Origin of the sequence: Pseudomonas sp. MUP55, from assembly GCF_034043515.1 — a bacterium.
Classification (GTDB): Bacteria; Pseudomonadota; Gammaproteobacteria; order Pseudomonadales; family Pseudomonadaceae; genus Aquipseudomonas.
The window spans coordinates 881,591-907,341 of the sequence record NZ_CP138214.1 but is presented as its reverse complement, the minus strand read 5'-3'; the positions used below and the strand labels follow the sequence as shown (position 1 = coordinate 907,341).

Sequence of the window (25,751 nt, the reverse complement as noted above, 5' to 3'; positions counted from 1 at the left end):
AACCCTTAGATCGCGCCGCGCTGACGCAACAGCTCCAGCACCTGCTTGACGCTGTCTTCCAGCGACAAAGACTGGGTGTCGATCACCAGGTCGGCATTCAACGGCACGTCGTACGGGAACGACTCACCCGGGATGTTATCCCCACCGGCGGCATACAGCCCTTGCGGATCACGTTCGGCACACACCTGCGGCGAGGCCTGCACGTACACCGTCAGCAGACGGTCGCTGCCGATCAGCGCCTTGGCCTGTTCGCGGCCTTCGGCATCCGGCGCAACGAAGGCCGCCAGGGTCAGCAGTCCGGCTTCGTTGAACTGGCGCGCCACGTGAGCGGCACGACGCCAGTTCTCGGTGCGCCCGGCACGGTCCTGCGGCAACCCCTTGTTCAGGTCATGACGCAGGTTCTGACCGTCCAGCACGAACACCGCACGGCCCATGTCGAACAACCGACGCTCGACCGCATAGGCCAAGGTGCTCTTGCCGGCGCCAGACAGGCCGCTGAACAACACGGTGGCCGGTTGCTGGCCGAAACGCAGGGCGCGCTCTTCGGTGGACACATGGGCCAGCTTGCCGTGCTGCGCCGCGCTGCCATGGCTGACTGGCGGAGCGATGATCATGCCTGCCGCGACGGTACCATTGGTCAGACGGTCAATGACGATAAACGCGCCGGTGGTGCGGTTGCTGTCGTAGCCGTCCAGCGCGATAGCCGCATCGAGGCTGACCTTGACCCGGCCAATCTCGTTCAACTGCAGCGAACTCGCCGGGCCTTCGGCCAGGGTGTTCACGTCCACGCGGTGCACGATGCTGGTGATGGAACCCGGCACATAGCTGGTGGCGCGCTTGATGTCGTATTTCTTGCCCGGCAGCATCGGTTCTTCGGCCATCCACACCAGCATGGCGTCGAAGGCGTCGGTCACTTGCGGCACGTTGTCGGCATGCACCAACAGGTCGCCACGGGAGATGTCGATCTCGTCTTCCATGGTCAGGGTCACGGCCTGGCCCGGGCCCGCGTGTTCCAGCTCGCCCTCGAAGGTGACGATGGACTTGACGCGGCTGCTCTTGCCCGACGGCAACACCACAACCTCGTCGCCCTTGTGCACGATGCCGCTGGCCAGGGTGCCGGCAAAACCACGGAAGTTCAGGTTCGGACGGTTGACGTACTGCACCGGGAAACGCAGGTCGGTGTAGTTTCGGTCGTTGGCGATCTCGACAGTTTCCAGGATCTCCATCAGCGACTGCCCGGTGTACCACGGCGAACGCTCGCTCTTGTTCACCACGTTGTCGCCCTTGAGCGCCGACATCGGCACGAAGGCCAGAGTGCTCGGCTTGAAGGCGATACCGTCGGCGAACTTCAGGTAATCGGCCTTGATCTGCTCGAATACGCTCTGGTCAAAGCCGTTGATGTCCATCTTGTTGACGGCCACCACGATGTGCTTGATACCCAGCAACGAAGCGATAAAGCTGTGGCGACGGGTCTGGGTCTGCACGCCGTAGCGGGCGTCGATCAGGATGATCGCCAGGTCACAGGTGGACGCCCCGGTGGCCATGTTGCGGGTGTACTGCTCATGGCCTGGGGTATCGGCAATGATGAATTTGCGCTTGGCGGTGGAGAAGTAGCGGTAGGCAACATCGATGGTGATGCCCTGCTCGCGCTCGGCCTGCAGGCCGTCAACGAGCAGCGCCAGGTCGATGTCATCGCCGGTGGTGCCGGACTTCTTCGAATCGCGGGTGATGGCTTCCAGGTGATCTTCGTAGATCATCTTGGAGTCGTGCAGCAGGCGCCCGATCAGGGTGCTCTTGCCGTCGTCGACGTTGCCGCAGGTCAGGAAGCGCAACATTTCCTTGCGCTCGTGCTGGCCCAGGTAGGCGAGGATGTCCTCGCTGATCAAATCAGATTGATGGCTCATTGCGTTCAAGCTCCGAGCTGTAAGCTTCAAGCGGCAAGCTTGTCGGCGTACAGCTAGTCAGAAATTTTGTTGATCAGGCCGCAGAGCATTTTTGAGAGCTCGCGAGTTTCTGTAATCCAGTTTTCAGCCAGCGAAGGGGCGATGTAAGCAATGTCACTGCCGATGAGAATTTGTGTACGTAACTCTCCACAAGAAGCCTTCGCGATCCAGAGAAAACGCACCTTTTCTTTAGCGCTGCAACGTTCCATGCCTTCAGCAATGTTGGAGGGCACCGAAAGCGCCGATCGGGTGATTTGGTCTTTGAAACCAAGATCCCTGCAATCGGCAAACTCTCTATAGATTCCAACCGCCAAACACTTGCTTCTTTGCCACACGACCAACTTCTCGAAGTCCATTACGAGTCACTCGATAACGGCTCGCAACAACCGGCTGCAAGCACCAAACTGCAAAATTACGCATACCGCCCTTAACTTGCAGCTTGCCGCTTGTAACTCGAAGCTTAAAAGTACCCTTGACGTTTTTTATCTTCCATGGAGCCTGCGCCATCGTGGTCGATGACCCGGCCCTGGCGCTCGGAAGTTCGCGTCAGGAGCATTTCCTGAATGATGTCCGTCAGCGTTTCGGCTTCGGACTCCACCGCGCCCGTCAACGGGTAGCAGCCTAGGGTGCGGAAACGGACTTTCTTTTTGACGATGCGGGCTTTGTCTTCGTCGGACAGATGCTCGAGGATGCGGTCGTCGTCGATCATGATCAACGTGCCGTTCTTCTCGATCACGTCGCGTTCGGCGGCAAAATACAGCGGCACGATCGGAATGCCTTCCAGGTAGATGTACTGCCAGATGTCCAGTTCGGTCCAGTTCGACAGCGGGAACACACGGATGGATTCGCCCTTGTTGACGTTGCCGTTGTAGACGTTCCACAACTCCGGGCGCTGGTTCTTCGGGTCCCAGCGGTGCTTGCTGTCGCGGAACGAGTACACGCGCTCTTTGGCGCGGGATTTCTCTTCATCGCGACGAGCACCTCCGAACGCGGCGTCGAAACCATGCTTGTCCAAAGCCTGCTTGAGGCCCTCGGTCTTCATGATGTCGGTGTGCTTGGCGCTGCCGTGGGTGAATGGGTTGATGCCCTGCGCCACGCCGTCCGGGTTGACGTGGGTGATCAGGTCCAGGCCCAGCTCTTCGACCATCTTGTCGCGGAACGTGTACATCTCCTGGAATTTCCAGCGCGTGTCGACGTGCATCACTGGAAACGGCAACTTGCCCGGGAAGAAGGCCTTGCGTGCCAGGTGCAGCATCACGGCGGAGTCTTTACCGATCGAGTAGAGCATCACCGGGTTGTCGAACTCGGCGGCGACCTCGCGGATGATGTGGATGCTTTCCGCCTCCAGCTGTTTCAGGTGCGTCAGTTTGTCGACCATGGCTACTCACGGAAAAACGATCGTATGGACGGCCAGCGGGCCGTGTTCGAGCGGGGCATGCTAGCACAGCACCTGCTTCTATTCAGGGCGCCAACTAGATCGAAACGGTATATGGATATGCCGCTGAGTTTGGCCTGAGTGTGGGAGGGGGCTTGCCCTCGATAGCGGTGGGTCAGTTAAATTTGTACTGACTGACACACCGCTATCGGGAGCAAGCCCCCTCCCACATTCAGGTCCGCTGTGGGCCTCAGATCGGGTTCGGGCAATCGATGAAGATATGCTCCAGGGCGAAGCGGCGGGCCAGGTAATCCCCCAGCGCCTGCACGCCGTAGCGCTCGGTGGCGTGGTGACCGGCGGCGATGAAGCTGATGTCATTTTCCCGCGCGCTGTGGAAGGTCTGCTCCGATGCTTCGCCGCTCAGGTACAGGTCGACACCGGCAGCCACCGCCTGGTCGATATAACCCTGGCCACCGCCGGTGCACCAGCCCACGCGGCGGATCATTTCGCTGCCTTCGATCAACAGCGGCTCACGGCCCATCACTTCCTGTACGCGACGGGCAAAGTCACGCGGTGACAGCGGCTCGGCAAGGGAGCCGACCAGGCCTACGACCTTGGAATCGCTGGGGTCCAGCGGGCCTTCGACGGTGATGTCCAGGTGCCTGGCAAGTTGCACGTTGTTGCCGACATCCGGATGCAGATCCAGGGGCAGATGGTAGGCCAGCAGGCTGATGTCATGCTTGAGCAAGGTTTTCAGGCGACGCTGCTTCATGCCGGCGACGCAGGGGTTCTCGCCTTTCCAGAAATACCCGTGGTGCACCAGGATCAAGTCGGCCTGGGCTTCGACGGCAGCGTCCAGCAGGGCCTGGCTGGCGGTGACGCCGCTGACGATGCGCATCACCTGGGGCCGGCCCTCGACCTGCAGGCCGTTGGGGCAATAATCGGCGATTTTCGAGCTGCCAAGGTAGCGGTCCGCTTCCTCGACGAGGGTGGTAAGGGGGACGGCCATAAAAGACTCCTAAATATCCCGTTCGCAGGCGTCACAGCCTCGTATAATGCGCCACATTATGGTCGCTCCCGCGCCCCCTGCAACCTGTCAGGACTTACTTGATGCTCAAGGCACTGCGTTTTTTTGGATGGCCATTGTTGGCTGGCGTGCTGATTGCGATGCTGATCATTCAGCGTTATCCACAGTGGGTGGGCCTGCCCAGCCTCGACGTGAACCTGCAACAGGCCCCGCAAACCAGCACGGTGGTGCAGGGCCCGGTGACCTACGCGGACGCCGTGACCATTGCCGCCCCCGCCGTGGTCAACCTGTACACCACCAAGGTCATCAACAAGCCGGCGCATCCCTTGTTCGAAGACCCGCAGTTTCGCCGCTATTTCGGTGACAACGGGCCCAAGCAACGGCGCATGGAGTCCAGCCTCGGTTCCGGGGTGATCATGAGCCCCGAAGGCTACATCCTCACCAACAATCACGTGACCACCGGCGCCGACCAGATCGTGGTGGCCCTGCGTGATGGCCGCGAGACCCTGGCCCGCGTGGTAGGCAGCGATCCGGAAACCGATCTTGCGGTATTGAAAATCGACCTGAAGGACCTGCCTTCGATCACCCTGGGCCGCTCCGATGGCCTGCGCGTAGGCGACGTGGCGCTGGCCATCGGCAACCCGTTCGGCGTGGGCCAGACGGTGACCATGGGCATCATCAGCGCCACCGGGCGTAACCAGTTGGGCCTTAACAGCTACGAAGACTTCATCCAGACCGATGCGGCGATCAACCCTGGCAATTCCGGCGGCGCGCTGGTGGATGCCAATGGCAACCTGACGGGCATCAACACGGCGATTTTCTCCAAGTCCGGCGGCTCCCAGGGCATCGGTTTTGCGATCCCGGTGAAACTGGCGATGGAAGTAATGAAGTCGATCATCGAACACGGCCAGGTGATTCGCGGCTGGCTGGGCATTGAAGTACAGCCCCTGACCAAGGAACTGGCCGAGTCGTTCGGCCTGACCGGGCGCCCTGGCATCGTGGTCGCGGGGATATTCCGCGACGGTCCGGCGCAGAAAGCCGGCCTGCAATTGGGCGACGTGATCCTCAGCATCGACGGCGCACCGGCGGGTGATGGTCGCAAGTCGATGAATCAGGTGGCGCGCATCAAGCCGACCGACAAGGTGGCGATTCAGGTGATGCGCAACGGCAAGGAGCTCAAGCTGTCGGCGGAAATCGGCCTGCGCCCACCACCGGCCACGGCGCCCGTAAAAGAAGAGGAATAAGCGGCATCGCCCAGGCGCCCGTTCACGGGCGCTTGCACGACGATTTTACATAGCAATATCTCTCATTCGTCATGTTATATTGTTTCAATATCGACATTGGAACGCTCTATCATGCCGTCTCGAAAATTTGTGCCCTTGGCTGGCCTCGCCTTTGGCTTGCTGCTCGACCCCGCCTACGCCGAAGAAAACACGCTGGAGCTGGACACCATCAGTGTCACCACCGACGCCTATGAGTCGGCCACCGGCCCGGTGCAGGGCTACCGTGCTACCCGCTCCGCCAGTGCCACCAAGACCGACACCGCACTGCGCGACATCCCGCAATCGATCAGCGTGATTCCCGCCACGGTGCTCAAGGACCTGGGCAGCACCAGCGTGGAGCGCGCCCTGGAATTTGCCGGCGGCGTCTCCAAGCAAAACAACTTCGGCGGCCTGACCCTCTACGAATACAGCGTGCGTGGCTTCACCACCTCTGAGTTCTATCAGGACGGCTTCAGTGCCAACCGGGGCTACCCAAGCACGCCGGACGCCGCGAATATCGAACGCATCGAAGTGCTCAAGGGGCCTGCCGCCAGCCTGTATGGGCGCGGCGATCCTGGCGGCACAGTGAATATCGTCAGCAAGAAGCCTCAGCCGGATGCCTTCACCACCTTGCAGACCAGCGCCGGCAGCTGGGACCGCTACCGCACGGCGCTGGATGTGAATACCCCGCTGGACAGCGAGGGGCGAGTGTTATCCCGCGTCAACCTGGCGGTTGAAGACAACCACAGTTTTCGTGATCACGTGGACGCCAAGCGGGTGTTCGTCGCGCCGTCGTTCAGTTGGCAACTGGATCCGGACACCAGCCTGCTGGTGGAAAGCGAATTCGTGCGCCACAGCTCCACCTTCGACCGAGGTATTGTCGCCAACACCGGCATGTCCCGGTCCACCTTCCTCGGCGAGCCTAACGACGGCAATATCCGCAACCACAACAATCGCCTCCAGGCGGCATTGGAGCATCACCTCAACGATGCCTGGAAACTGCGCCTGGCCAGTCACTACAAACAAGGCAGCCTGTGGGGCGACGCCTCGGAAAGTCGTGCACTGAACCCGGATGGTCACACCGTCAATCGCCGCTACCGCGAGCGCTCCACCGGGTGGCATGACAGCATCACCCAACTGGAACTGCGCGGCCTGTTCGACGTAGGCAGCTGGCAGCATGAACTGCTGATCGGCACCGAATACGAGGACTACCGCAAGAAGGAGCGCGTGACCACCGTTGGCGGCGCCAATTACCCCATCGATATCTACAACCCGGTCTACGGCAAGCCAAAACCCAACGGCGTCCGCTCGGGCACCGATACCTTCGAACACACCAAAAGCCAGGCGCTGAACCTGCAAGACCAGATTGTCTTCACCGACCGCCTGCGCGGCATGGTGGGAGCGCGCCTGGAGCATTTCGAACAGAGCACCGATGATTTTGCCCGCAACCACACCAAAAGCCGGCAAACCCACGACGCCCTGACCCAGCGCGCCGGCCTGCTCTATCAACTGACGCCGCAGGTGGGAGTGTTCGCCAACGCCTCCACCTCGTTCAAGCCCAACAGCGGCGTGGATGCGGGCGGCAAGACCTTCAAGCCCGAAGAAGGCGTGGGTTATGAAGTGGGGATCAAGAGCGAGCTGTTCGATGACCGCCTAAGCGCCACCCTCGCCGCCTTCCATATCGAAAAGGAAAACGTGCTGACCCTGGACCCGGCAACCAACACCAACCGTGCAATGGGCAAGGCGCGCAGCCAGGGGTTCGATCTGCAGCTGACCGGGCAAGTCAGCGACGCCATTCGCGTGATCGGCGCGTTTGCCTACATCGACGCCGAAGTGACTAAAGGCGACAAAGCCATTCCAACCGGTAGCCGCATCCTCGGCGTGGCCAAGCGCAGCGGCAGTCTGTTGGGCGTGTATGAGTTCCAGGACGGCGCATTGCGCGGGTCGGACCTGGGCGCGGCGTTTACCTATGTCGGTGATCGCTCCGGTGAAGCGGGAACAGCCTTCGAACTGCCCGCCTACCACACGGTCGATCTGCTGGCGCATTACAAGGCGACGCAGAACCTCACCGTGGGCCTGAACCTCAACAACCTGTTTGATGAAAAGTATTACGAGCGCTCCTACAGCAGCTACTGGGTCAACCCCGGTGAGCCGCGCAACTTGACGCTCAGCCTGACCCTCAATCTCTAAGCAAACACAGTACTGAATGTGGGAGGGGGCTTGCCCCCGATAGCAGTGTGTCAGTCTTAACATTCCTGACTGATACACCGCTATCGGGGGCAAGCCCCCTCCCACATTTGGATAACCACCAGGCGCAATTACAGTGACACAGGCGCCCTTTCACACAAGGTATTAAGCGCCGCCGCCCACTGCGGGTCATCATTCAAGCAGGGCACCAGCACCAACTCCTCGCCCCCTGCCTCACGGAACTGCTCCAGCCCGCGATCACCAATCTCCTCCAGGGTCTCGATGCAATCGGCGACAAACGCTGGGCACATCACCAGCAATTTCTTCACGCCTTGCTGCGCCAACGCCTCAAGGCGCGCCTCGGTGTAGGGTTCGATCCACTTGGCGCGGCCCAGGCGAGACTGGAACGCCACCGACCACTTGCCGTCCGGCAGCCCCAGCCGCGCGGCCACATCGCGGGCGACGCTGAAACACTGCGCGCGATAACAGGTGGCGAGCACTTCAGGCGACGCGTTCTTGCAGCAATCGGCGTCTTTGAAACAATGCTGGCCCGTTGGGTCGAGCTTTGTCAGGTGGCGCTCCGGCAAGCCATGGAAACTCAGCAGCAGGTGGTCGTAGTCCTGCTCTACATGCGGTCGCACACTGGCCGCGAGGGCATCAAGATACTCAGGCTGATCGTAGAACGGCTGCAGGATCGAGAATTGCACCTTCAGTTTCTTGTCGCGCACCACACGCCGGGCTTCCTCGATCACCGTGGTCACGGTGCTGTCGGCAAATTGCGGGTACAGCGGCGCCAGGGTGACTTTCTCAATGCCCTGGGCGGCCAGGCGCGTCAGTACGCTTTCCAGCGAAGGCTCGCCATAGCGCATCGCCAGCTCCACCGGGCCTTGGGTCCACTGCGCGGTCATCTGCTGCTGCAGGCGACGGCTGAGGACCACCAGCGGCGAGCCCTCGTCCCACCAGATGGACGCATAGGCATGCGCCGACTGCTCGGGGCGCTTGATCAGGATCAGCGATACCAGCAAGCGACGCACCGGCCACGGCAGATCGATCACATAAGGGTCCATCAAAAACTGATTGAGGTAGCTGCGCACATCGGCCACCGAAGTGGACTTTGGCGAGCCCAGGTTAACCAGCAACAACGCGTGATCGGTCATGCAACATCCTATCTCTAGAGGCGGCTGGACAAGTCGTCCAGGGCCGCACGCAACTCAGTGAACTGGAAAGTGAAACCCGCAGCCAGCAGCCGCTCAGGCAGTGCCTTTTGCCCACCCAGCAACAAACCCGACAACTCGCCCAAGCCCACCTTCAGTGCAAAGGCCGGCATCGGCATGAACGCCGGGCGGTGCAGCACCTCACCCAGCGTTTTGGCAAATTCGCGGTTACGCACCGGGTGTGGCGCGCACGCATTATAAGGACCGCTGGCGTCAGCCTTGTGCAGAAGAAAATCAATCAGGGCGATTTGATCCTGAATATGCACCCACGGCATCCATTGCCGACCATTGCCGATCGGCCCGCCCAGCGCCAGTTTGAATGGCAGCAGCAGGCGCGACAAAAAGCCGCCCTCGGCGGCCAGCACCAGGCCGGTACGCACCAGCACCACACGAATGCCCAAGGCCTCGGCACGGGTTGCGGTTTCTTCCCAGGCGATACACAGCTGGCTGGGGAAATCGTCCAGCACCGGGCCACTGGCCTCCGTCAGCTCACGTTCGCCGCCGTCGCCGTACCACCCCACCGCAGACCCGGAGATCAGCACCGCGGGTTTGTGCTCCAGGCTTTCCAACCACGCCAGCAGGGTTTCGGTCAGGCTGATGCGACTGCTCCACAGCAGCGCCTTGCGCTTGTGGGTCCAGGGGCGGTCGGCGATGGGCGTGCCAGCGAGGTTGACCACCGCGTCCACCACGCCGCTCACGTCTTGCAGGCGCCCGACACCCGCCACCTGCGCGCCGCACACCCGCGCAACCGAATCCGGTTTGCGGCTCAATACGGTCAGGCGATGGCCCTGGGCAAGCCAGTGCCGGCACAGTTGACGGCCGATCAAGCCGGTACCGCCGGTCAGCAAAATATGCATGGGACTCTCCTCATGTAACGTTCGCCGCCGCTCACTGGTCTATTTTATAAGCAGGGATCAATTTGATAATCGAGCGTGACGGGCGTTTAAGCCATAGCTTAACCATAGGTCACGCCACACAATCAGGCACGCCAAAACTTATACCAAAAAACAATATTGTACAGCTATTGGTGTCGGCGTAGTCTGTACCCAACGGTAAAACGAGGCCTACCATGACTGTTCCGATTGCGATCATAGGTACCGGCATTGCCGGTCTCTCCGCCGCCCGAGCGTTACGAGACGCGGGGCACGTTGTACAACTCTTCGATAAAAGCCGCGGCAGCGGTGGCCGTATGTCCAGCAAACGCAGCGACGCCGGCGCGCTGGACATGGGCGCACAGTATTTCACCGCCCGCGATCGGCGCTTCGTCAACGAAGTGCAACGCTGGCAGACCCATGGCTGGGCACAACAGTGGAAACCCCAGCTGTACAACTTCAAGTCCGGCCAACTGACGCCCTCCCCTGACGAACAGATCCGCTGGGTCGGTACGCCGCGCATGAGCGCCATCACGCGCGCCCTGCTCGACGACCTGCCGGTGGAGTTCGGTTGCCGCATTACCGAAGTATTCCAGGGCACCCAGCACTGGAACCTGCTCGACGCCGATGGCGGCAATCACGGCCCGTTCAGCCATGTGATCATCGCCACACCGGCGCCCCAGGCCACCACCCTGCTGGCGGCCGCACCGAAGCTGGCGAGCGCAGTGGCCGGGGTAAAAATGGACCCCACCTGGGCCATCGCCCTGGCCTTCGACACGCCGCTGGATACGCCGATGGAAGGCTGCTTCGTGCGGGACAGCGCCCTCGACTGGCTGGCGCGCAACCGCAGCAAACCGGGGCGTGACGTTGCGGTCGATACCTGGGTGCTGCATGCCACCAGCGCCTGGAGCAAGGCGCACCTGGACCTGCCCAAAGAAGCCGTGATCGAACACCTGCACGGCGCCTTCGCCGAATTGCTGCATTGCGCCATGCCCGCACCGTCATTCAGCCTGGCACACCGATGGCTCTACGCCCGACCGTCAAGCAGTCATGAGTTCGGCGTGCTTGCTGATGCCGATCTGGGTTTGTTCGTCTGCGGCGACTGGTGCTTGTCGGGCCGCGTCGAAGGCGCCTGGCTCAGCGGCCAGGAGGCGGCGCGACGGTTGATCGAGCACCTGCAATGAACCGCATCAATCCAGCCAAATTACTGCTGTCGAAATGGACCGCGACGTCCCCGAAAAACAAGGAAAAACACTTCCTCGTCACAGAGCTGTTCCGTGACGAGGAAGGCACCGTGCTGGAGATCGAGCTGCAAGCGGTGTTGACCCACAGGACCGAGCGCATGGGCTGGCAGACGTTGCGCAATGCCGATAGCTGGAAAATGGGATGGCAATAAGTCTTCTGCAAATACCTATACAAAACAATTGACTTGTACAAGATCAAATCTATGATGAGATTTAGTTGTACAGTATTTGAGCGCTGTACAGGAATTTCGCAGAGGTTTGCCATGTCCAGTTCCGTGAAACCCAAGATCGGCATCAGCGCCTGCCTGCTGGGCGAGAACGTGCGTTTCAACGGCGGACATAAACAATCGCTGTTGTGCAGCCAGACCCTCGCCGAGTACTTCGACTACGTGCCGCTGTGCCCTGAAGTCGCAATCGGCCTGGGCATTCCGCGCGAAACCATTCGCCTGGTCGGCGACGCCGCCAACCCACAAGCCGTGGGCACCGTACACCGTGAACTCAACGTGACCCAGCCGCTGGATGAGTACGGGCAAGCCATGGCACGTGAGCACACCGACCTGTGCGGCTACATCTTTATGCAGAAGTCGCCGTCCTGTGGCCTGGAGCGCGTGAAAGTCTACCGTGAGAACGGCGCACCGGTGGATGGCGGTGGGCGCGGTATCTACGCCCAGGCGTTCTGCGCGCGCCACCCCAACTTGCCGGTGGAAGAGGACGGCCGTCTGAACGACCCGGTCTTGCGGGAAAATTTCCTCACCCGCGTATTCGTCTACGCCAGTTGGCAGCAGTTGCTCGCCGAAGGCCTGTCGCGGCACCGGTTGCTGGCGTTTCACTCGCGCTACAAATACCTGCTGATGGCCCATAGCCCGGTGCACTACAAAAGCCTTGGCCAGTTGCTCGGCACCATGGGCAAGGATGACGACCTCAACGAACTGGCCAGCGGCTACTTCAGCGAGCTGATGACCGGTCTGAAGAAGTGCGCCACCCGCGGCACCCACACCAATGTGCTGCAACACATCAGCGGCTACCTGAAAGAGGCGATCAGCGCCGACGACAAGCAGGAAATGCAAACCGTCATCGGCCAATACCGCCACGGCATCGTGCCACTGGTGGTGCCCCTCACGCTGCTCAAGCATCATTTTCGTCAGCACCCGGACCGCTACATCGCGCAGCAGGCCTACCTGCAACCGCACCCGGAAAACCTCAGCCTGCGTAATGCGATCTAAACCATGAAAGCTGCCCTGCAAGACGAACCCGGCGAAGACATCGCCCTGGCCCTGGAAAATGGCTGGCTGCCGATCCGCGAAGTGGCGCGCCAGACTGGCGTGAACGCCGTGACGCTGCGCGCGTGGGAGCGCCGTTACGGCCTGATCGTGCCCCAGCGCACGCCCAAGGGGCATCGGTTGTTCAGCGCCGAACATGTGCAACGCATTCACGCCATCCTCACCTGGCTTAATCGAGGCGTGCCGGTCAGCCAGGTCAAGGGCTTGATCGACTCGACCCAAGCCAACCCCGAGTCGATGGAAAGCGAGTGGCACGCCCTGCGCCAGGCCTTGGTGAATGCCATCGGCGAACTGGCTGAACGCCGGGTCGACGATGCCTTCAACCAGGCCATGGCGCTCTACCCGCCACGCACCCTGTGCGAACAGTTGTTGCTGCCGCTGCTCAGCGAGCTTGAGCAGAAATGGCAGGGTCAGTTCGGCGCGCAGATGGAACGGGTATTTTTCCTGTCATGGCTGCGCAGCAAATTTGGCGCGCGAATCTACCACAACAATCGCCAACTCCACGGCGCCCCGCTGCTGCTGGTCAACCACTCCGACTTACCGCTGGAACCGCACCTGTGGCTCAGTGCCTGGCTGGCCAGCAGCGCCGACTGCCCGGTGGAGGTGTTTGACTGGCCGCTGCCGGCCGGCGAGCTGGCCCTGGCGGTGGAGCACCTGCAACCGCGCGCCGTGCTGTTGTATTCAAGCAAGGCTCTGCAGGTACCGGCCCTGAAAAAGCTGCTGACCGGCGTGGGCTGCCCACTGCTGATTGCCGGACCAACGGTATGCATCCACCACGCCGAGTTAGCCGTATTAACCACTGACTTCCCTGAGTTGTCCGTCGCCGAAGACCCGTTGTCGGCCCACCAGATATTGATCCAGCGTGGAATTGTGTAAATGCACTTGATCTGGCTGCGCACCGACCTGCGCCTTCACGACAACACCGCACTGACTGCCGCCAGCCAGCGAGGCCCGGTCGCGGCCGTTTACCTGATCACGCCGCAACAATGGCTGGCTCACGATGACGCGCCGTGCAAAGTGGATTTCTGGCTGCGCAACCTGCGAGCACTGAGCCAGGCGCTCGGGGAGCTGAACATCCCGCTGCTGATCCGCCACGCCGCCACCTGGGACCAGACGCCGGACGTACTGAGCCAGCTGTGCCGCGAACTCAAGGTGGAGTCGGTGCACGTCAACGAGGAATACGGTATCCATGAGAGCCGTCGCGACAGCGCGGTGGCCCAGGCGCTGGAGACCCAAGGCGTAACCTTCCACAGTTACCTGGACCAGCTGTTTTTCCAGCCGGGCAGCGTGCTGACCAAGTCCGGTACTTACTTCCAGGTGTTCAGCCAGTTCCGCAAGGTCTGCTATACACGCCTGCACAGCGCCTTGCCGCGCTTGGTGGCAAGCCCGAAGGCCCAGGCCCGGCTTGACCTGAAAAGCGACGCCATCCCCACTACCGTCGAAGGCTTCGAGCCGCCCAGTGAAACCTTGCGTGCACTCTGGCCTGCCGGTGAATACGAAGCGCGCCGCCGCCTCGACGCCTTTGCGGATGAACAGATCAGCTATTACAAAGACGAACGCGACTTTCCCGCCAAGCCTGGCACCAGCCAGCTGTCGGCCTACCTTGCCGCCGGAGTGGTGTCGCCACGCCAGTGCCTGCACGCTGCGTTGCAGTCCAATCAGGGCGAATTCGAAAGCGGCGACATCGGCACGATCACCTGGATCAACGAACTGCTGTGGCGCGAATTCTACAAACATATCCTGGTGGGTTACCCGCGGGTCTCGCGCCATCGTGCATTCCGCCCCGAAACCGAAGCCGTGGCCTGGCGTGATGCGCCCAAGGATCTCGCGGCCTGGCAGCAAGCCCGCACCGGCTTGCCGATCATCGATGCGGCCATGCGCCAACTGCTCGAAACCGGCTGGATGCACAACCGCCTGCGCATGGTGGTGGCGATGTTCCTGACCAAGAACCTGCTGATCGACTGGCGCGAGGGCGAGCGCTTCTTCATGCGCCACCTGATCGACGGCGACCTGGCAGCCAATAACGGCGGCTGGCAGTGGAGTTCGTCGACCGGCACCGATTCCGCGCCGTACTTCCGGATCTTCAGCCCGCTGAGCCAGTCGGAAAAGTTCGACAGCGAAGGCTTGTTCATCAAGCACTGGCTGCCGGAGCTGGCCGCATTGAACAAGAAGGAAGTTCACAACCCGCAAGCAGCCGGGGGCTTGTTCGGCGTGGCCGATTACCCGAGCGCCATCGTCGACTTGAAAAAATCCCGCGAACGCGCGCTTGCCGCGTTTCGCAGCCTGCCCGCGCGTCAGGAGATGGCCGAGCATGAGTGACTTTCTGCGCCGCTTCGGCCACACCTTCGCCACCTTGGACAGGCACAACCTGCACCTGCTCGACAGCCTGTACAGCGACGACATCGTGTTTGCCGACCCGCTGCATGAAGTCCACGGCTTAGCTGAACTGCATCGCTACTTTGAGCAGCTGTACAGCAACGTCAGCCAGCTTGGCTTTGATTTCCACGGTTTCGACCAAACGGCCGAAGGCGAAGGCTACCTGCGCTGGACCATGAGTTTTCGTCACCCGCGCCTGGCCAGTGGCAAGCTGATCCAGGTGCCCGGTTGTTCCCACTTGATGTGGCGCGAGAAGGTCTACCGACATCGCGATTATTTCGATGCCGGCGCTCTGCTTTATGAACACCTGCCGGTCCTCGGCGGCGTCATCAGTTGGCTGAAAAGGAGAATGGGATGAGCCTGACACCGCCCCGTCGTTATTGGTTGACCGGCGCCAGCAGTGGCATCGGTGCCGCGCTGGCCGTGGAACTGCTCAACAGCGGCGCCCACGTGGCGCTCAGCTCGCGCAGCAAAGGCCCGCTGCAAGCCCTCGCCCAGCGTTATCCGGGGCAGGTGCTGGTGGTGGAAGGCGACCTGACCAACAGCCAGACCGTACGCGAGATCGGTGAACGCATCGGCGAAACCTGGGGCAGCCTGGACACAGTGATCCTCAACGCAGGCACCTGTGAATATGTCGACGCCAGGCAATTCGATGCCTCGATCATCGAACACGTGGTGCGCACCAACCTGCTGGCCAGCAGCTATTGCATTGAAGCCGCGCTGCCACTCCTGCGTGCCGGACGTACGCCGCACCTTGTTGGCGTGGCCAGCGCCGTGACCTACCTGCCCATGCCTCGCGCCGAGGCTTACGGTGCATCCAAGGCGGGGCTGCGCTACCTGTTTGAATCCCTGCGCATTGGCCTGTCACCGGAGAACATCGACGTTACCGTGATCAGCCCAGGGTTCGTCGACACGCCCCTGACCGAACGTAATGACTTCCCCATGCCGCTGAGCTGGCCCGCCGACAAGGCGGCCAGGCATATCTTCGCCAAGCTGGAAAAACGCCCGCTGGAGATTGCCTTTCCGGCCCTGTTCATCGCCACCTTGTGGCCGCTATCGAAGCTGCCTAACCGTGCACAACTGATCATCGGCAAACGCATGTTGCGCAGCCCGCCACCGAAAAAGGACGACCTGTGAAGATCGCCATTATCGGCAGCGGCATCGCCGGGCTGACCAGCGCCTACCTGCTCAGTCGGCGCCACGACATCATGCTGTTCGAAGCGGGTGACTGCCTGGGCGGACACACCCATACGGCCAACGTAACGGTCGAGGGCAAGCGCTATGCGGTGGACACCGGTTTCATCGTGTTCAACGACTGGACCTACCCGAACTTCATCCGCTTGCTGGGGCAGATCGGGGTGCGGTTCAAACCCACCGAAATGAGTTTTTCGGTGTGCGACCAGAGCACCGGCTTCGAATACAACGGCAATAACCTCAACAGCTTGTTTGCCCAGCGCCGCAACATCCTGTCGCCCGGGTTCTGGGGCATGCTGCGCGATATCCTGCGCTTCAACCGCCAGGCGCCGCTGGACCTGCAAGAACAGCGCATCAAGGCGGACATGACCCTTGGCGACTATCTGAAAGCGGGCGGCTATGGGCCTCGTTTTATCCAGCATTACATCGTGCCGATGGGCGCGGCGATCTGGTCGATGTCGCTGGCCGACATGCTTGGCTTTCCGCTGCAGTTCTTCGTGCGCTTCTTCAAGAATCACGGCCTGCTGTCGGTGAGCAATCGCCCGCAATGGTGCGTGATCGAAGGCGGTTCCAGCAGCTACATCGAACCGCTGAGCCGCAGCTTTCGCGACCAAGTGCGCCTCAACTGCCCTGTGCATAAAGTACAGCGCACCGATGACGGCGTGGTTATCCACAGCCCGGCGGGCAGCGAGACGTTCGACCGCGTGGTCTTCGCCTGCCACAGCGACCAGGCCCTGGCCTTGCTCGACGACCCCAGCGATGCCGAACAGCAAATCCTCGGTGCCCTGCCCTACGCCGACAACGACGTGGTGCTGCACACCGACACGCGACTGCTGCCCGACCGCAAGCTGGCCTGGGCCAGCTGGAATTACCGGCTGACCGGCAGTCAGCAGCATCAAGCCGCCGTCACCTATGACATGAACATCCTGCAGGGCATCGACAGCGCCACCACCTTTTGCGTCAGCCTCAACCAGACGCCGATGATCAACCCGCTGAAAATCCTGGCGCGCTACACCTACGCTCATCCCCAGTACAGCCTGGCGGCGGTGGCCGCACAGGCGCGCTGGGAAGAATTGCATGGCGCGCGCAACACGTTCTACTGCGGCGCCTACTGGGCCAACGGTTTCCATGAAGACGGCGTGGTCAGCGCCCTGCGCGTGGCCCAGGCCTTTGGGGAAACCCTGTGAACAGCGCCCTGTACAGCGGCTGGATCGCCCATCGTCGGTTTTCGCCAAAGGCCCATGCCTTTCGCTACCGCATCGGCCTGCTGTACCTGGACCTCAGCGAACAGGATGCAGTACTCGGGCTCTCGCCCCTGGCCGGCGCGAGTCGCCTGGCGCCGTTCGGCTTTCGCCAGCAGGACTATCTGCGCCAATTCACACGCCACGGCATGAGCTTGAGCGACGCGGTGCGCCAGGAAGTCGGCAAGGCCCTTGGGCGTACGCCGCAAGGCGCTATCTGCCTGCTGACCCAGGCCCGCAGCTGGGGCCTGGCGTTCAATCCGGTGAGCTTCTTCTATTGTTTCGAGGCCGACGGGCAGTTGGCGGCGATCCTGTGCGAAGTCACCAACACACCGTGGCGCGAGCGCTATCACTATGTGCTGCCGGCCCAGGCGCTGGATGCCCATGAGCATCAGCATTTTGCCGTGGCCAAGGCGTTCCATGTGTCGCCCTTCCTGCCGCGCGACCTGGAATACCGCATGAGCTTCAGCCCGCCCGCCGCCAGGCTCGGCGTGCACATGGCCGACTGGCAGGGCGCGCATAAAGTCTTCGACGCAACCTTGAGCTTGCAGAAGCAAGCCCTGAACCGCGCCAGCCTGCATCGCTATCTTTGGCGCTTCCCCTGGATGACCGCCAAGACCTGCCTCGCGATTTACTGGCAGGCCCTGCGCCTGTTGCTCAAACGCACACCGATTTTTTCCCACCGGGCCGCCGATGGCGCCTCCAGCACCGCAGTCGGGTATACCAAGGATCGCCGCCATGAAATCCCCTAGCTTATCGGTCAAGGCTAATCGCCTGAACGTCAACGGCATGACCGCCGCGCTGCTGCGCAAGGGCGTGTTGCGCCAACTCAGCCAATTGCGCCATGGCCAATTGGTGATCGTCGAGGACGGCGAGCGACAAGTGTTTGGCGCACGGGAAGCGCACCTGCTCGGGGAAATCCAGATCCTCGACTCGGCGGTGTGGGGCCTGGTGGCCGCCAACGGTTCGATCGGTGCCGGCGAAGCGTTTATACACGGCTACTGGAGCAGCCCGGACCTGACCGCTGTGGTGCGCGTGATGGTCAGCAACCTGGACGTACTCGATGCGATGGAGGGCGGCCTGGCACGTCTGGCGCGACCGCTCACCCAGGGCCTGCACTGGCTCAACCGCAATACGCGCAAGGGCTCGCAGAAAAACATCGCCGCCCATTACGACCTGGGCAACGACCTGTTCGAGCAGTTTCTTGACCCGACCATGATGTATTCGGCGGCGCAATTTCTGACCGCCGACGACACCCTGGAACAGGCGCAACTGAACAAGCTGGAACGCATCTGCCAGAAACTCTCGCTCAAGCCCAGCGATCACCTGCTGGAAATCGGCACAGGCTGGGGCAGCATGGCGCTGTACGCGGCGCAGCATTACGGTTGCAAGGTCACCACGACCACCTTGTCCAAAGAGCAGTTTGCCTACACCGCCCAGCGCATCGAGGCGTTGGGCCTGCAGGATCAGGTGACATTGCTGTTGCAGGACTACCGCGACCTTACCGGCGAGTACGACAAACTGGTGTCCATCGAAATGATCGAAGCGGTGGGCCATCGCTTCCTGCCTACGTATTTCAAGCAGTGCGCGCACCTGCTCAAGCCCGACGGCCTGATGCTGCTGCAAGCCATCACTATCCGCGACCAACGCTTTGAGCAGGCCAAGAACAGCGTCGACTTCATCCAACGCTACATCTTCCCCGGCGGCGCCTTGCCCAGCGTGCAAAACATGCTGCAGATCGTCTGCCGCGACACCGATATGAACCTGCTGCACATGGAGGATTTCGGCCTGCACTACGCGCGAACCCTGCGCCTGTGGCATGAGAACTTTCGCCGCGCCCATGGCCGTCTCGCCGAGCTGGGCTACGACGAGTACTTCCTGCGCTTGTGGGAGTTCTACCTGTGCTACTGCGAGGGCGGCTTCATGGAGCGCACGATTGGCACCGCGCAGTTGCTGCTGGCCAAGCCGGCGGCAATCAACCCGCCGTTGCTAGGCCGTTTCAGTGCTTAAAACCCTGGCCAATGCCGCGCTGTTTCAATGCGGCTGGTTCGCCTGTGTGCTCGGCGGCGATGGCCCGTGGTTGCTGGTGGGCCTGGCGGTGCTGGTCATTCACCTGCTGTGGATAAGTTCGCTGACCGATGACGGGGCGCTGATCGTCAGCGTGACACTCGCCGGCACGGTACTGGACACACTGCTGCGCACGCTGGGAGTTTTCCACTTCAGCGAGCCGGGGCCGCTGATTCCATTCTGGTTGATGCTGCTGTGGGCATTGCTGGCGACCACGTTGCGCCACTGCCTGGCCTGGAGCGCCCGCCCCTGGTGGCGCGCCGCCCTGCTGGGCGCCGTCGGTGGGCCGCTGTCGTATTACGCAGGCAGCCAACTGGCGGGCGTGCAGTTTGGTTATGCCCTGGGGCCCACGATGGCCGGGCTGGCGCTACTTTGGGCAGTGGTGTTCACGCTGCTGACGGGAGCAGCTACACGCGGCGAACTTCGCACGGCACGTAATAGATGAAGCCGGTCGGCTTCTGCTTGCAGCTTGCCGCTTAAAGCTTGAAGCTGCCGCCCTATGACCAACATCCCTCACACGCAAATCACCGAACCCGCCGTCACCTGCTCGACGTGCGCAGCCTGCTGCTGCCAGTTGGAAGTGATGCTGATCACCGACACCGGCGTGCCGCAGCGCTATATCGATACCGATGACTGGGGCGGCGAAGTCATGCTGCGCCTGGACGATGGTTGGTGCGCAGCGCTGGATCGGGACACGATGATGTGCACGATCTATGAGCTTCGGCCGTTGATATGCCGCGAATTCGAGATGGGGGCGCCGGAGTGCCTGGAAGAGCGTGCGGGTATTGCCACGGTCTACCGCTGATATTCAAATAAGTAGAGATCCAACTGTGGGAGGGGGCTTGCCCCCGATGGCAGAGTTTCAGTCAACAGATTTGCTGGCTGACCCACTGCTATCGGGGGCAAGCCCCCTCCCACATTGGTTTCCCGGCGTTTCTTAAACGTTACAGCGGCATGGTGTAATGCAGGGAGTAGCTCTCTACCCCATCGTTATTGCTGCTGATCCCGGCATTGGAATAGTGGGTGGCACGAATACCCACTTCATGCCCACCGGCAAACCGCAGGCCGAAACCCAGGCGGTCTTCGAACTGGAAGGACTGGCCAATGTTGTTGTCTTCCAGCTTGGTGCGGGAGAACAACGCCACGCCGATCCCGGCCTCGATGTAAGGCTTGACCGACTCCCCGGCAAACTCATACACAAACACCGGCGAAAACGACAGGCTGCTGGCGCCTGCGCGGTCATCCCCCTCCCAATACGTATAAGCGCCGCTCCAGTAGCCCGTCAGGCGACCGACGTTGCTCTGCATCCAGCTTTTATCCCAATCCGAGGTCAGGCCCAGACGGTAGGTCAGCGTTGAATCGCTGGTGCTGCCAAGGCCGAACTCCAGGCCGGCGGCCTGGGTTGTCATAGAGTGTCCCAGCATCACAGCCGCAATTGCAGCCATACAGAACAAGCGCTTCATAGAACCTACCTTTGCGAACGAAGTTGTTGGTTATTTACAGGCCATCTCGCTATAGAAGCTTGCGTAGAGTCAGAAGTTCAGCGAGATTTCACGAAATTTTCACGAGCCGAAGCTTCGCACAACTCCAGGGTGTTTCCAAAGTGTCGGTAGGATATTTCTGAGGTGATACACGTCGCCGCTGGTCCAGAACTGCGCAGGCGCGGGCGTGCCGCTGGACAGCAAGCTCCGTTCGCCCAGCAAACGCTTGAGCTGGCGTGCGACGGCGGCGCCGGTGTCGATCAGGATGATGCTCGGCGGTAGCATCTGCGCCAGCAGTGGCTTGAGGAAGGGGTAGTGGGTGCAGCCGAGGATAATGGTGTCGCAGCCGGCGCTGAGCAGCGGTTCGATGTAGCCCTGCAATAACTGGCGCAGGGCCGGGCTGTTCAGGTCGCCGGTTTCGATGAGCTCCACCAGGCCAGGACACGGTTGGGTAATCACCCGCACGTCGGTGGCAAAGCGGTCGAGCAAGGCGGCGAACTTGGCGCTTTGCAGGGTGCCGGTGGTGGCCAGCACGCCGACTACGCCGCTGCGAGTCGCCGCCGCCGCCGGCTTTACCGCGGGCTCCATGCCGACCAAGGGCCAGTCGGGGTAGTCCTGGCGCACATCGGCCACGGCCGCGACCGTCGCGGTATTACAGGCAATCACAAACGCCTTGGCCCCCTGCTCGCGAAAAAACTCGGCGACCAGGCGGGAGCGCTCACGGATAAAGGCCGGGGTTTTCTCGCCATAGGGAATATGCCCACAGTCGGCCACGTACAGCAGTGACTCATGGGGTAACAGCTGCTGGATTTCATCCAGCACCGACAAGCCGCCGACGCCGGAATCGAACACACCGATGGGCGCGTTCTCAACCATGTTGCGTCCCGCATACGCTGCAACCCGGGTCGCGCTTGACACGCAACTCACGGAACCGCGAGGTCAATGCATCGATCAGCAACAAGCGCCCCACCAGCGGCTCACCGAAGCCGGCCAGCAGCTTCAAGGCTTCCAACGCCTGCAGGCTACCGACCAGGCCCACCAAGGGCCCGACGACGCCAGCTTCGCTGCAGGTCAGTTCGGTGTCGCTGCCATGCCCGTACAAGCAGTGGTAGCACGGGCTGTCGGGGCGACGCGGATCGAACACCGACAGCTGCCCCTCCAGGCGAATCGCCGCGCCACTGATCAGCGGTTTGCCGCCGGCGACACAGGCGGCATTGACCGCTTCGCGGGTGGAGAAGTTGTCGCTGCAATCGAGCACCACGTCGACGGCGGCAACGGCCGCTGCCAGCGAATCGGCATCCAGCGCGGTGCGATGGGCGAGCAGCGCGATATCGGGATTGATAGCGACCAGCCGACGCATGGCCGAATCGACCTTGGTCTGCCCGACGCTGTCGGTGTCGTGAATGATCTGGCGTTGAAGGTTGGTCAGGTCGACCGTGTCGAAATCCGCCAGGTGCAACTCGCCTACCCCAGCGGCGGCCAGGTACAGCGCGACCGGCGCCCCCAGCCCACCCAGGCCGACGATCAACGCGCGGCTGTTTTTCAAGCGCAACTGGCCTTCGATGTCGACATGTTGCAACAGAATCTGTCGGCTGTAGCGCAACAGTTCGTGGTCGGTCAGCACGGGCGGCGTCCCAGGGTGATGCGTTCATGGCCGCCGAGGTCGATGCGGCTGTGTACTTCTTCAAAGCCCTCCCCCAGCAGCAGGTCGCGCACGGCTGGGGCCTGGTCGTAACCATGCTCGAGCAACAAGCGGCCACCGGCCTTCAAATGGGCCGGGGCCTGTTTGATGATCAGGCGCAGGTCGTCCAGGCCGTCATCGCCCGCCACCAGGGCGCTGGACGGCTCGAAGCGCACGTCGCCTGCAACCAGGTGCGGATCGTTGGCGGCGATGTACGGCGGGTTGCTGATGATCAGGTCATAGGTCTGGCCTTGCAGCGCGCTGAACCAATGACTGTTGAGCACCACCGCGTTATTGAGGTGCAGCCGCTGGCGGTTGCGCTCGGCCAGGGCCACGGCTTCCATCACGCGATCGACGGCCGTGACTTGCCACATCGGGCGTTCACTGGCCAGCGCCAAGGCGATGGCGCCACTACCGGTGCCCAGGTCCAGAACCGTGGCGGGCGTGGCCGGTAACAATTCCAGGGCGGCTTCCACCAGCAACTCGGTATCCGGACGCGGGATCAGCGTGTGGGGAGCGACCTCCAGGTCCAGCTTCCAGAAGCCTTGCTGGCCGAGAATATACGCCACCGGCTCACCGCCGCGACGGCGTTGCAGGAAGCCGGCGAACGTCAGTGCGTGTTCGCTGCTGACGATCTTTTCCGGCCAGGTGTGCAAGTAGCTGCGGGACTTGCCCAGGGCAGCGGCCAGCAGGAGTTCGGCATCCAGGCGCGCAGTGGGCGAGTCGGGCAGGTCAGCGGCACGCAACAGGCTGGCGATGATGGTCATTTATTCACCTATTGCCGCCAATTGATCGGCCTGGTACTCAGCGAGCAGCGGCTCGATCACCGCATCAACGCCACCGGCGAGGATTTCATCCAGGGAATACAGGGTGAGGTTGACCCGATGGTCGGTGACGCGGCCCTGGGCAAAGTTGTAGGTACGGATGCGCTCGGAGCGGTCGCCCGAACCCACCAGCAGCTTGCGCTCGCTGGCAATCGCGTTGGCGGCGGCGCTGGTCTGCTGGTCATTGAGTTTGGCCGACAGCCAGGACATCGCCCGCGCACGGTTCTTGTGCTGGGAACGCTCTTCCTGGCATTCCACCACGATGCCCGACGGCAAGTGGGTGATCCGGATTGCCGAGTCAGTCTTGTTGACGTGCTGGCCGCCGGCGCCCGACGAGCGGTAGGTATCGACCCGCAAGTCCGCCGGGTTGATCTCGATCGCTTCCTGCTCGTCCGGCTCGGGCAACACCGCCACGGTACACGCCGACGTGTGAATACGGCCCTGGGACTCGGTCGCCGGCACACGCTGCACGCGGTGCACGCCGGATTCGAACTTCAGCTTGCCATAGACGTTATCGCCCTCAACCCGGGCGATGACTTCTTTATAGCCGCCGTGCTCGCCTTCGTTCTCGGACAGGATTTCCACGCGCCAGCCGCGACGCTCGGCATAGCGCGAGTACATGCGGAACAGGTCGCCGGAAAAGATTGCCGCCTCGTCGCCACCGGTGCCGGCGCGAATTTCGAGGAACACGTTGCGCCCGTCGTTAGGGTCTTTGGGCAGTAACATGCGTTGCAGGTCGCCTTCGAGCTCGACGAGTTTTTCCTTGGCCTCGCGCACTTCTTCCACGGCCATTTCGCGCATGTCCGGGTCGCTATCCTTGAGCAGCGCCTGGGCGCCCTCGAGGTCGGCCTGTACTTTGAGCAGGTGCTTGTAGGTGGCCACAATGGGCTCGACTTCGGCGTATTCCTTGGAATAAGCACGGAACTTGGTCTGATCGGAGATGATCTCGCCATCGCCGAGCAAGGCGGTCAGTTCTTCGAAACGGTCCTGGAGCACATCCAGTTTATTGAGCAGTGACGCTTTCATTGCGGTTTTTTATCCGAAGAGCTATCTGACGCGCCCTCACCGAGGGCAAAGAGTTCCTGAGCCATGGCCAGCGCATCGAGGCGGCCTTCGGCAGTCAATTTTTTCAGCTGTACGCTGGGAGCGTGGAGCAGTTTGTTGGTCAGGCCACGGGCCAATTGCATCAGCACGTCTTCGGCGCTGCTGCCATTGGCCAACAAGCGCTGGGCCTTGATCAGCTCCTCATCGCGCAGGCGTTCGCCCTGCTGACGATACGCCTTGAGCACATCCACCGCCGCCAGTTCGCGCAGGCGCACCATGAAGTCTTCAGCGCCGGTGCTGACCATCTCCTCTGCGGCCTGGGCAGCGCCCTGGCGACTCTTGAGGTTTTCGGCGACCACTTCGTGCAGATCATCGACGCTGTAGAGGTAAACGTCGTCCAACTCGCCGACTTCAGGCTCGATATCCCGGGGAACGGCAATGTCCACCATGAAGATCGGCTTGTGCTTGCGCAGCTTCAACGCGCTCTCGACCGCGCCTTTGCCCAGGATCGGCAACTGGCTGGCAGTGGAGCTGATGACAATGTCGCTGCGCACCAGCTCGGCCGGGATGTCCGACAGCAGCACGGCATGCGCGCCAAACTGCTCGGCCAGGGTGCTCGCGCGCTCGAGCGTACGGTTGGCCACCACGATACGCTTCACGCCCAGGTCGTGCAGGTGCCGGGCGACCAGGGTAATGGTTTCGCCGGCACCGATCAGCAGCGCCTGGCTGCGCTGCAAGTCGCTGAAAATCTGCTTGGCCAGGCTGACGGCGGCAAAGGCGACGGAAACCGGGTTTTCGCCAATGGCGGTGTCGGTGCGCACCTGCTTGGCGGAATTGAACGTGGCCTGGAACAGGCGGCCCAGCAGCGGGCCGACCGTGCCGGCCTCGCGAGCCACGGCATAGGCTGATTTCATCTGGCCAAGAATCTGCGGCTCGCCCAGGACCAGCGAGTCGAGACCGGACGCCACACGCATCATGTGACGAACGGCCGCATCCTCTTCGTGCACATAAGCACTGGCGCGCAGCTCATCGAGGCTCAAATGGTGGTAATCGGCCAGCCAGCGCAGCACGACGTCCGCGGACAGGTGTTCCTGCTCTATATAAAGCTCGCTGCGATTGCAGGTCGAAAGGATTGCAGCTTCGCGGCTGTCGGTGAGCCGGCAGAGCTGCTGCAAGGCCTCAACCAACTGCTCTGGCGTAAACGCTACGCGCTCGCGCACGTCTACCGAGGCAGTCTTGTGGTTAATACCGAGTGCGAGAAAGGCCATTCACTATCGCTGATGATGTCGGGAAGCCGACAATTGTCCTACTTCGAAAGATCCAGAACAACCACCGTCGTCTATTGTCCTAGTAGCTTGTGCCTATAAACGCCATCTGTAGGAGCGAGCTCGCTCGCGATGGTCGTTAACGATAACGCTGGCTTACTGGATAAAACGCGT

The 25,751-nt window shown here is 61.8% G+C and carries 26 protein-coding genes; 14 read left to right on the top strand and 12 right to left on the bottom strand.

The window, feature by feature from the left end; translation table 11 throughout:
* Window positions 1-5: 5 nt before the first annotated feature.
* The 4 genes from cysN to SC318_RS03905 all read right to left on the bottom strand — a co-directional run bounded on the left by cysN (window position 6) and on the right by SC318_RS03905 (window position 4,327).
* Window positions 6-1,904, bottom strand: coding sequence for a sulfate adenylyltransferase subunit CysN (gene cysN, locus SC318_RS03920; RefSeq protein ID WP_320429736.1), 1,899 nt, complete (start codon window positions 1,902-1,904; stop codon window positions 6-8).
* Window positions 1,905-1,957: 53 nt separating this feature from the next.
* Window positions 1,958-2,299 (bottom strand): four helix bundle protein, encoded by a 342-nt coding sequence (locus SC318_RS03915; protein ID WP_320429735.1) that lies wholly within the window; start codon window positions 2,297-2,299, stop codon window positions 1,958-1,960.
* 104 nt (window positions 2,300-2,403) lie between these two features.
* Window positions 2,404-3,321 carry a sulfate adenylyltransferase subunit CysD gene (cysD, locus tag SC318_RS03910; RefSeq protein WP_012722132.1) on the bottom strand — a complete coding sequence of 306 codons (918 nt, stop codon included), beginning with the start codon at window positions 3,319-3,321 and terminating at the stop codon, window positions 2,404-2,406.
* 247 nt (window positions 3,322-3,568) lie between these two features.
* Entirely contained in the window at window positions 3,569-4,327 is a 759-nt protein-coding gene (locus tag SC318_RS03905; protein ID WP_320429734.1) for a Nif3-like dinuclear metal center hexameric protein, read from the bottom strand.
* Window positions 4,328-4,428: 101 nt separating this feature from the next.
* Here SC318_RS03905 and algW point away from each other — a divergent pair, with 101 nt between their 5' ends.
* Window positions 4,429-5,589: a Do family serine endopeptidase AlgW gene (gene algW, locus SC318_RS03900; RefSeq protein WP_320429733.1), complete on the top strand. Its 1,161-nt coding sequence runs from the start codon at window positions 4,429-4,431 to the stop codon at window positions 5,587-5,589.
* Between the two features lie 111 nt (window positions 5,590-5,700).
* The gene (locus SC318_RS03895; RefSeq protein WP_320429732.1) at window positions 5,701-7,797 is read left to right on the top strand and encodes a TonB-dependent siderophore receptor; all 2,097 of its coding nucleotides are present in this window, start codon (window positions 5,701-5,703) and stop codon (window positions 7,795-7,797) included.
* A gap of 128 nt (window positions 7,798-7,925) precedes the next feature.
* On the opposite strand, the gene hemH is transcribed toward SC318_RS03895, so the two are convergent.
* Together hemH and SC318_RS03885 are read right to left on the bottom strand one after the other, a co-directional pair.
* Window positions 7,926-8,951: a ferrochelatase gene (gene hemH, locus SC318_RS03890; protein WP_320429731.1), complete on the bottom strand. Its 1,026-nt coding sequence runs from the start codon at window positions 8,949-8,951 to the stop codon at window positions 7,926-7,928.
* A 14-nt stretch (window positions 8,952-8,965) separates the two neighbouring features.
* On the bottom strand, window positions 8,966-9,865 hold the full coding sequence (locus tag SC318_RS03885; RefSeq protein WP_320429730.1) for a TIGR01777 family oxidoreductase: 900 nt from the start codon (window positions 9,863-9,865) through the stop codon (window positions 8,966-8,968).
* A 212-nt stretch (window positions 9,866-10,077) separates the two neighbouring features.
* Here SC318_RS03885 and SC318_RS03880 point away from each other — a divergent pair, with 212 nt between their 5' ends.
* The 12 genes from SC318_RS03880 (at window position 10,078) to SC318_RS03825 (ending at window position 20,087) form a co-directional block, all read left to right on the top strand.
* Window positions 10,078-11,064 (top strand): NAD(P)/FAD-dependent oxidoreductase, encoded by a 987-nt coding sequence (locus SC318_RS03880; protein WP_320429729.1) that lies wholly within the window; start codon window positions 10,078-10,080, stop codon window positions 11,062-11,064.
* Entirely contained in the window at window positions 11,061-11,276 is a 216-nt protein-coding gene (locus tag SC318_RS03875; RefSeq protein ID WP_320429728.1) for a TIGR02450 family Trp-rich protein, read from the top strand. The genes SC318_RS03880 and SC318_RS03875 overlap by 4 nt, the downstream gene beginning before the upstream one ends.
* Before the next feature lie 111 nt (window positions 11,277-11,387).
* Window positions 11,388-12,347 carry a YbgA family protein gene (locus tag SC318_RS03870; RefSeq protein ID WP_320429727.1) on the top strand — a complete coding sequence of 320 codons (960 nt, stop codon included), beginning with the start codon at window positions 11,388-11,390 and terminating at the stop codon, window positions 12,345-12,347.
* Between the two features lie 3 nt (window positions 12,348-12,350).
* A complete protein-coding gene (locus tag SC318_RS03865; protein ID WP_320429726.1) occupies window positions 12,351-13,280 on the top strand; it encodes a MerR family transcriptional regulator in 930 nt (309 codons plus the stop codon).
* Window positions 13,281-14,723: a deoxyribodipyrimidine photo-lyase gene (phrB, locus tag SC318_RS03860; protein ID WP_320429725.1), complete on the top strand. Its 1,443-nt coding sequence runs from the start codon at window positions 13,281-13,283 to the stop codon at window positions 14,721-14,723.
* Window positions 14,716-15,138 carry a nuclear transport factor 2 family protein gene (locus tag SC318_RS03855; RefSeq protein WP_320429724.1) on the top strand — a complete coding sequence of 141 codons (423 nt, stop codon included), beginning with the start codon at window positions 14,716-14,718 and terminating at the stop codon, window positions 15,136-15,138. Before phrB ends, SC318_RS03855 begins: the two co-directional genes overlap by 8 nt.
* The gene (locus SC318_RS03850) at window positions 15,135-15,917 is read left to right on the top strand and encodes an SDR family NAD(P)-dependent oxidoreductase (RefSeq protein WP_320429723.1); all 783 of its coding nucleotides are present in this window, start codon (window positions 15,135-15,137) and stop codon (window positions 15,915-15,917) included. Before SC318_RS03855 ends, SC318_RS03850 begins: the two co-directional genes overlap by 4 nt.
* Window positions 15,914-17,161, top strand: coding sequence for an NAD(P)/FAD-dependent oxidoreductase (locus SC318_RS03845; protein WP_320429722.1), 1,248 nt, complete (start codon window positions 15,914-15,916; stop codon window positions 17,159-17,161). The genes SC318_RS03850 and SC318_RS03845 overlap by 4 nt, the downstream gene beginning before the upstream one ends.
* Window positions 17,158-17,967, top strand: a complete 810-nt coding sequence (locus SC318_RS03840; protein WP_320429721.1) for a DUF1365 domain-containing protein — start codon at window positions 17,158-17,160, stop codon at window positions 17,965-17,967. The genes SC318_RS03845 and SC318_RS03840 overlap by 4 nt, the downstream gene beginning before the upstream one ends.
* Window positions 17,954-19,225 (top strand): class I SAM-dependent methyltransferase, encoded by a 1,272-nt coding sequence (locus SC318_RS03835; protein ID WP_320429720.1) that lies wholly within the window; start codon window positions 17,954-17,956, stop codon window positions 19,223-19,225. The genes SC318_RS03840 and SC318_RS03835 overlap by 14 nt, the downstream gene beginning before the upstream one ends.
* Entirely contained in the window at window positions 19,218-19,727 is a 510-nt protein-coding gene (locus SC318_RS03830; protein WP_320429719.1) for a DUF2878 domain-containing protein, read from the top strand. Before SC318_RS03835 ends, SC318_RS03830 begins: the two co-directional genes overlap by 8 nt.
* A 54-nt stretch (window positions 19,728-19,781) precedes the next feature.
* Window positions 19,782-20,087, top strand: a complete 306-nt coding sequence (locus SC318_RS03825) for a YkgJ family cysteine cluster protein (RefSeq protein ID WP_065888031.1) — start codon at window positions 19,782-19,784, stop codon at window positions 20,085-20,087.
* A 139-nt stretch (window positions 20,088-20,226) separates the two neighbouring features.
* On the opposite strand, the gene SC318_RS03820 is transcribed toward SC318_RS03825, so the two are convergent.
* The 6 genes from SC318_RS03820 to hemA all read right to left on the bottom strand — a co-directional run bounded on the left by SC318_RS03820 (window position 20,227) and on the right by hemA (window position 25,580).
* The gene (locus SC318_RS03820) at window positions 20,227-20,745 is read right to left on the bottom strand and encodes an acyloxyacyl hydrolase (RefSeq protein WP_320429718.1); all 519 of its coding nucleotides are present in this window, start codon (window positions 20,743-20,745) and stop codon (window positions 20,227-20,229) included.
* 99 nt (window positions 20,746-20,844) lie between these two features.
* Window positions 20,845-21,639 (bottom strand): glutamate racemase, encoded by a 795-nt coding sequence (gene murI / locus SC318_RS03815; RefSeq protein ID WP_320429717.1) that lies wholly within the window; start codon window positions 21,637-21,639, stop codon window positions 20,845-20,847.
* On the bottom strand, window positions 21,632-22,387 hold the full coding sequence (locus SC318_RS03810) for a molybdopterin-synthase adenylyltransferase MoeB (protein ID WP_320429716.1): 756 nt from the start codon (window positions 22,385-22,387) through the stop codon (window positions 21,632-21,634). The genes murI and SC318_RS03810 overlap by 8 nt, the downstream gene beginning before the upstream one ends.
* The gene (gene prmC / locus SC318_RS03805) at window positions 22,381-23,211 is read right to left on the bottom strand and encodes a peptide chain release factor N(5)-glutamine methyltransferase (RefSeq protein WP_320429715.1); all 831 of its coding nucleotides are present in this window, start codon (window positions 23,209-23,211) and stop codon (window positions 22,381-22,383) included. The genes SC318_RS03810 and prmC overlap by 7 nt, the downstream gene beginning before the upstream one ends.
* The gene (prfA, locus tag SC318_RS03800) at window positions 23,212-24,294 is read right to left on the bottom strand and encodes a peptide chain release factor 1 (RefSeq protein WP_320429714.1); all 1,083 of its coding nucleotides are present in this window, start codon (window positions 24,292-24,294) and stop codon (window positions 23,212-23,214) included.
* The gene (hemA, locus tag SC318_RS03795) at window positions 24,291-25,580 is read right to left on the bottom strand and encodes a glutamyl-tRNA reductase (RefSeq protein WP_320429713.1); all 1,290 of its coding nucleotides are present in this window, start codon (window positions 25,578-25,580) and stop codon (window positions 24,291-24,293) included. Before hemA ends, prfA begins: the two co-directional genes overlap by 4 nt.
* Between the last annotated feature and the right edge of the window lie 171 nt (window positions 25,581-25,751).

Bases quoted from the DNA above. Each gene is read 5' to 3' on its own strand.
- SC318_RS03855 (WP_320429724.1), top strand. From the start codon at position 14,716: ATGAGTGACTTTCTGCGCCGCTTCGGCCACACCTTCGCCACCTTGGAC.
- SC318_RS03915 (WP_320429735.1), bottom strand. From the start codon at position 2,299: ATGGACTTCGAGAAGTTGGTCGTGTGGCAAAGAAGCAAGTGTTTGGCG.
- hemA (WP_320429713.1), bottom strand. From the start codon at position 25,580: ATGGCCTTTCTCGCACTCGGTATTAACCACAAGACTGCCTCGGTAGAC.
- cysN (WP_320429736.1), bottom strand. From the start codon at position 1,904: ATGAGCCATCAATCTGATTTGATCAGCGAGGACATCCTCGCCTACCTG.
- SC318_RS03865 (WP_320429726.1), top strand. From the start codon at position 12,351: ATGAAAGCTGCCCTGCAAGACGAACCCGGCGAAGACATCGCCCTGGCC.
- prfA (WP_320429714.1), bottom strand. From the start codon at position 24,294: ATGAAAGCGTCACTGCTCAATAAACTGGATGTGCTCCAGGACCGTTTC.
- SC318_RS03880 (WP_320429729.1), top strand. From the start codon at position 10,078: ATGACTGTTCCGATTGCGATCATAGGTACCGGCATTGCCGGTCTCTCC.
- SC318_RS03885 (WP_320429730.1), bottom strand. From the start codon at position 9,865: ATGCATATTTTGCTGACCGGCGGTACCGGCTTGATCGGCCGTCAACTG.
- SC318_RS03905 (WP_320429734.1), bottom strand. From the start codon at position 4,327: ATGGCCGTCCCCCTTACCACCCTCGTCGAGGAAGCGGACCGCTACCTT.
- hemH (WP_320429731.1), bottom strand. From the start codon at position 8,951: ATGACCGATCACGCGTTGTTGCTGGTTAACCTGGGCTCGCCAAAGTCC.
- SC318_RS03875 (WP_320429728.1), top strand. From the start codon at position 11,061: ATGAACCGCATCAATCCAGCCAAATTACTGCTGTCGAAATGGACCGCG.
- algW (WP_320429733.1), top strand. From the start codon at position 4,429: ATGCTCAAGGCACTGCGTTTTTTTGGATGGCCATTGTTGGCTGGCGTG.
- murI (WP_320429717.1), bottom strand. From the start codon at position 21,639: ATGGTTGAGAACGCGCCCATCGGTGTGTTCGATTCCGGCGTCGGCGGC.
- SC318_RS03820 (WP_320429718.1), bottom strand. From the start codon at position 20,745: ATGAAGCGCTTGTTCTGTATGGCTGCAATTGCGGCTGTGATGCTGGGA.
- SC318_RS03850 (WP_320429723.1), top strand. From the start codon at position 15,135: ATGAGCCTGACACCGCCCCGTCGTTATTGGTTGACCGGCGCCAGCAGT.
- cysD (WP_012722132.1), bottom strand. From the start codon at position 3,321: ATGGTCGACAAACTGACGCACCTGAAACAGCTGGAGGCGGAAAGCATC.
- prmC (WP_320429715.1), bottom strand. From the start codon at position 23,211: ATGACCATCATCGCCAGCCTGTTGCGTGCCGCTGACCTGCCCGACTCG.
- SC318_RS03825 (WP_065888031.1), top strand. From the start codon at position 19,782: ATGACCAACATCCCTCACACGCAAATCACCGAACCCGCCGTCACCTGC.
- SC318_RS03870 (WP_320429727.1), top strand. From the start codon at position 11,388: ATGTCCAGTTCCGTGAAACCCAAGATCGGCATCAGCGCCTGCCTGCTG.
- SC318_RS03895 (WP_320429732.1), top strand. From the start codon at position 5,701: ATGCCGTCTCGAAAATTTGTGCCCTTGGCTGGCCTCGCCTTTGGCTTG.
- phrB (WP_320429725.1), top strand. From the start codon at position 13,281: ATGCACTTGATCTGGCTGCGCACCGACCTGCGCCTTCACGACAACACC.
- SC318_RS03835 (WP_320429720.1), top strand. From the start codon at position 17,954: ATGAAATCCCCTAGCTTATCGGTCAAGGCTAATCGCCTGAACGTCAAC.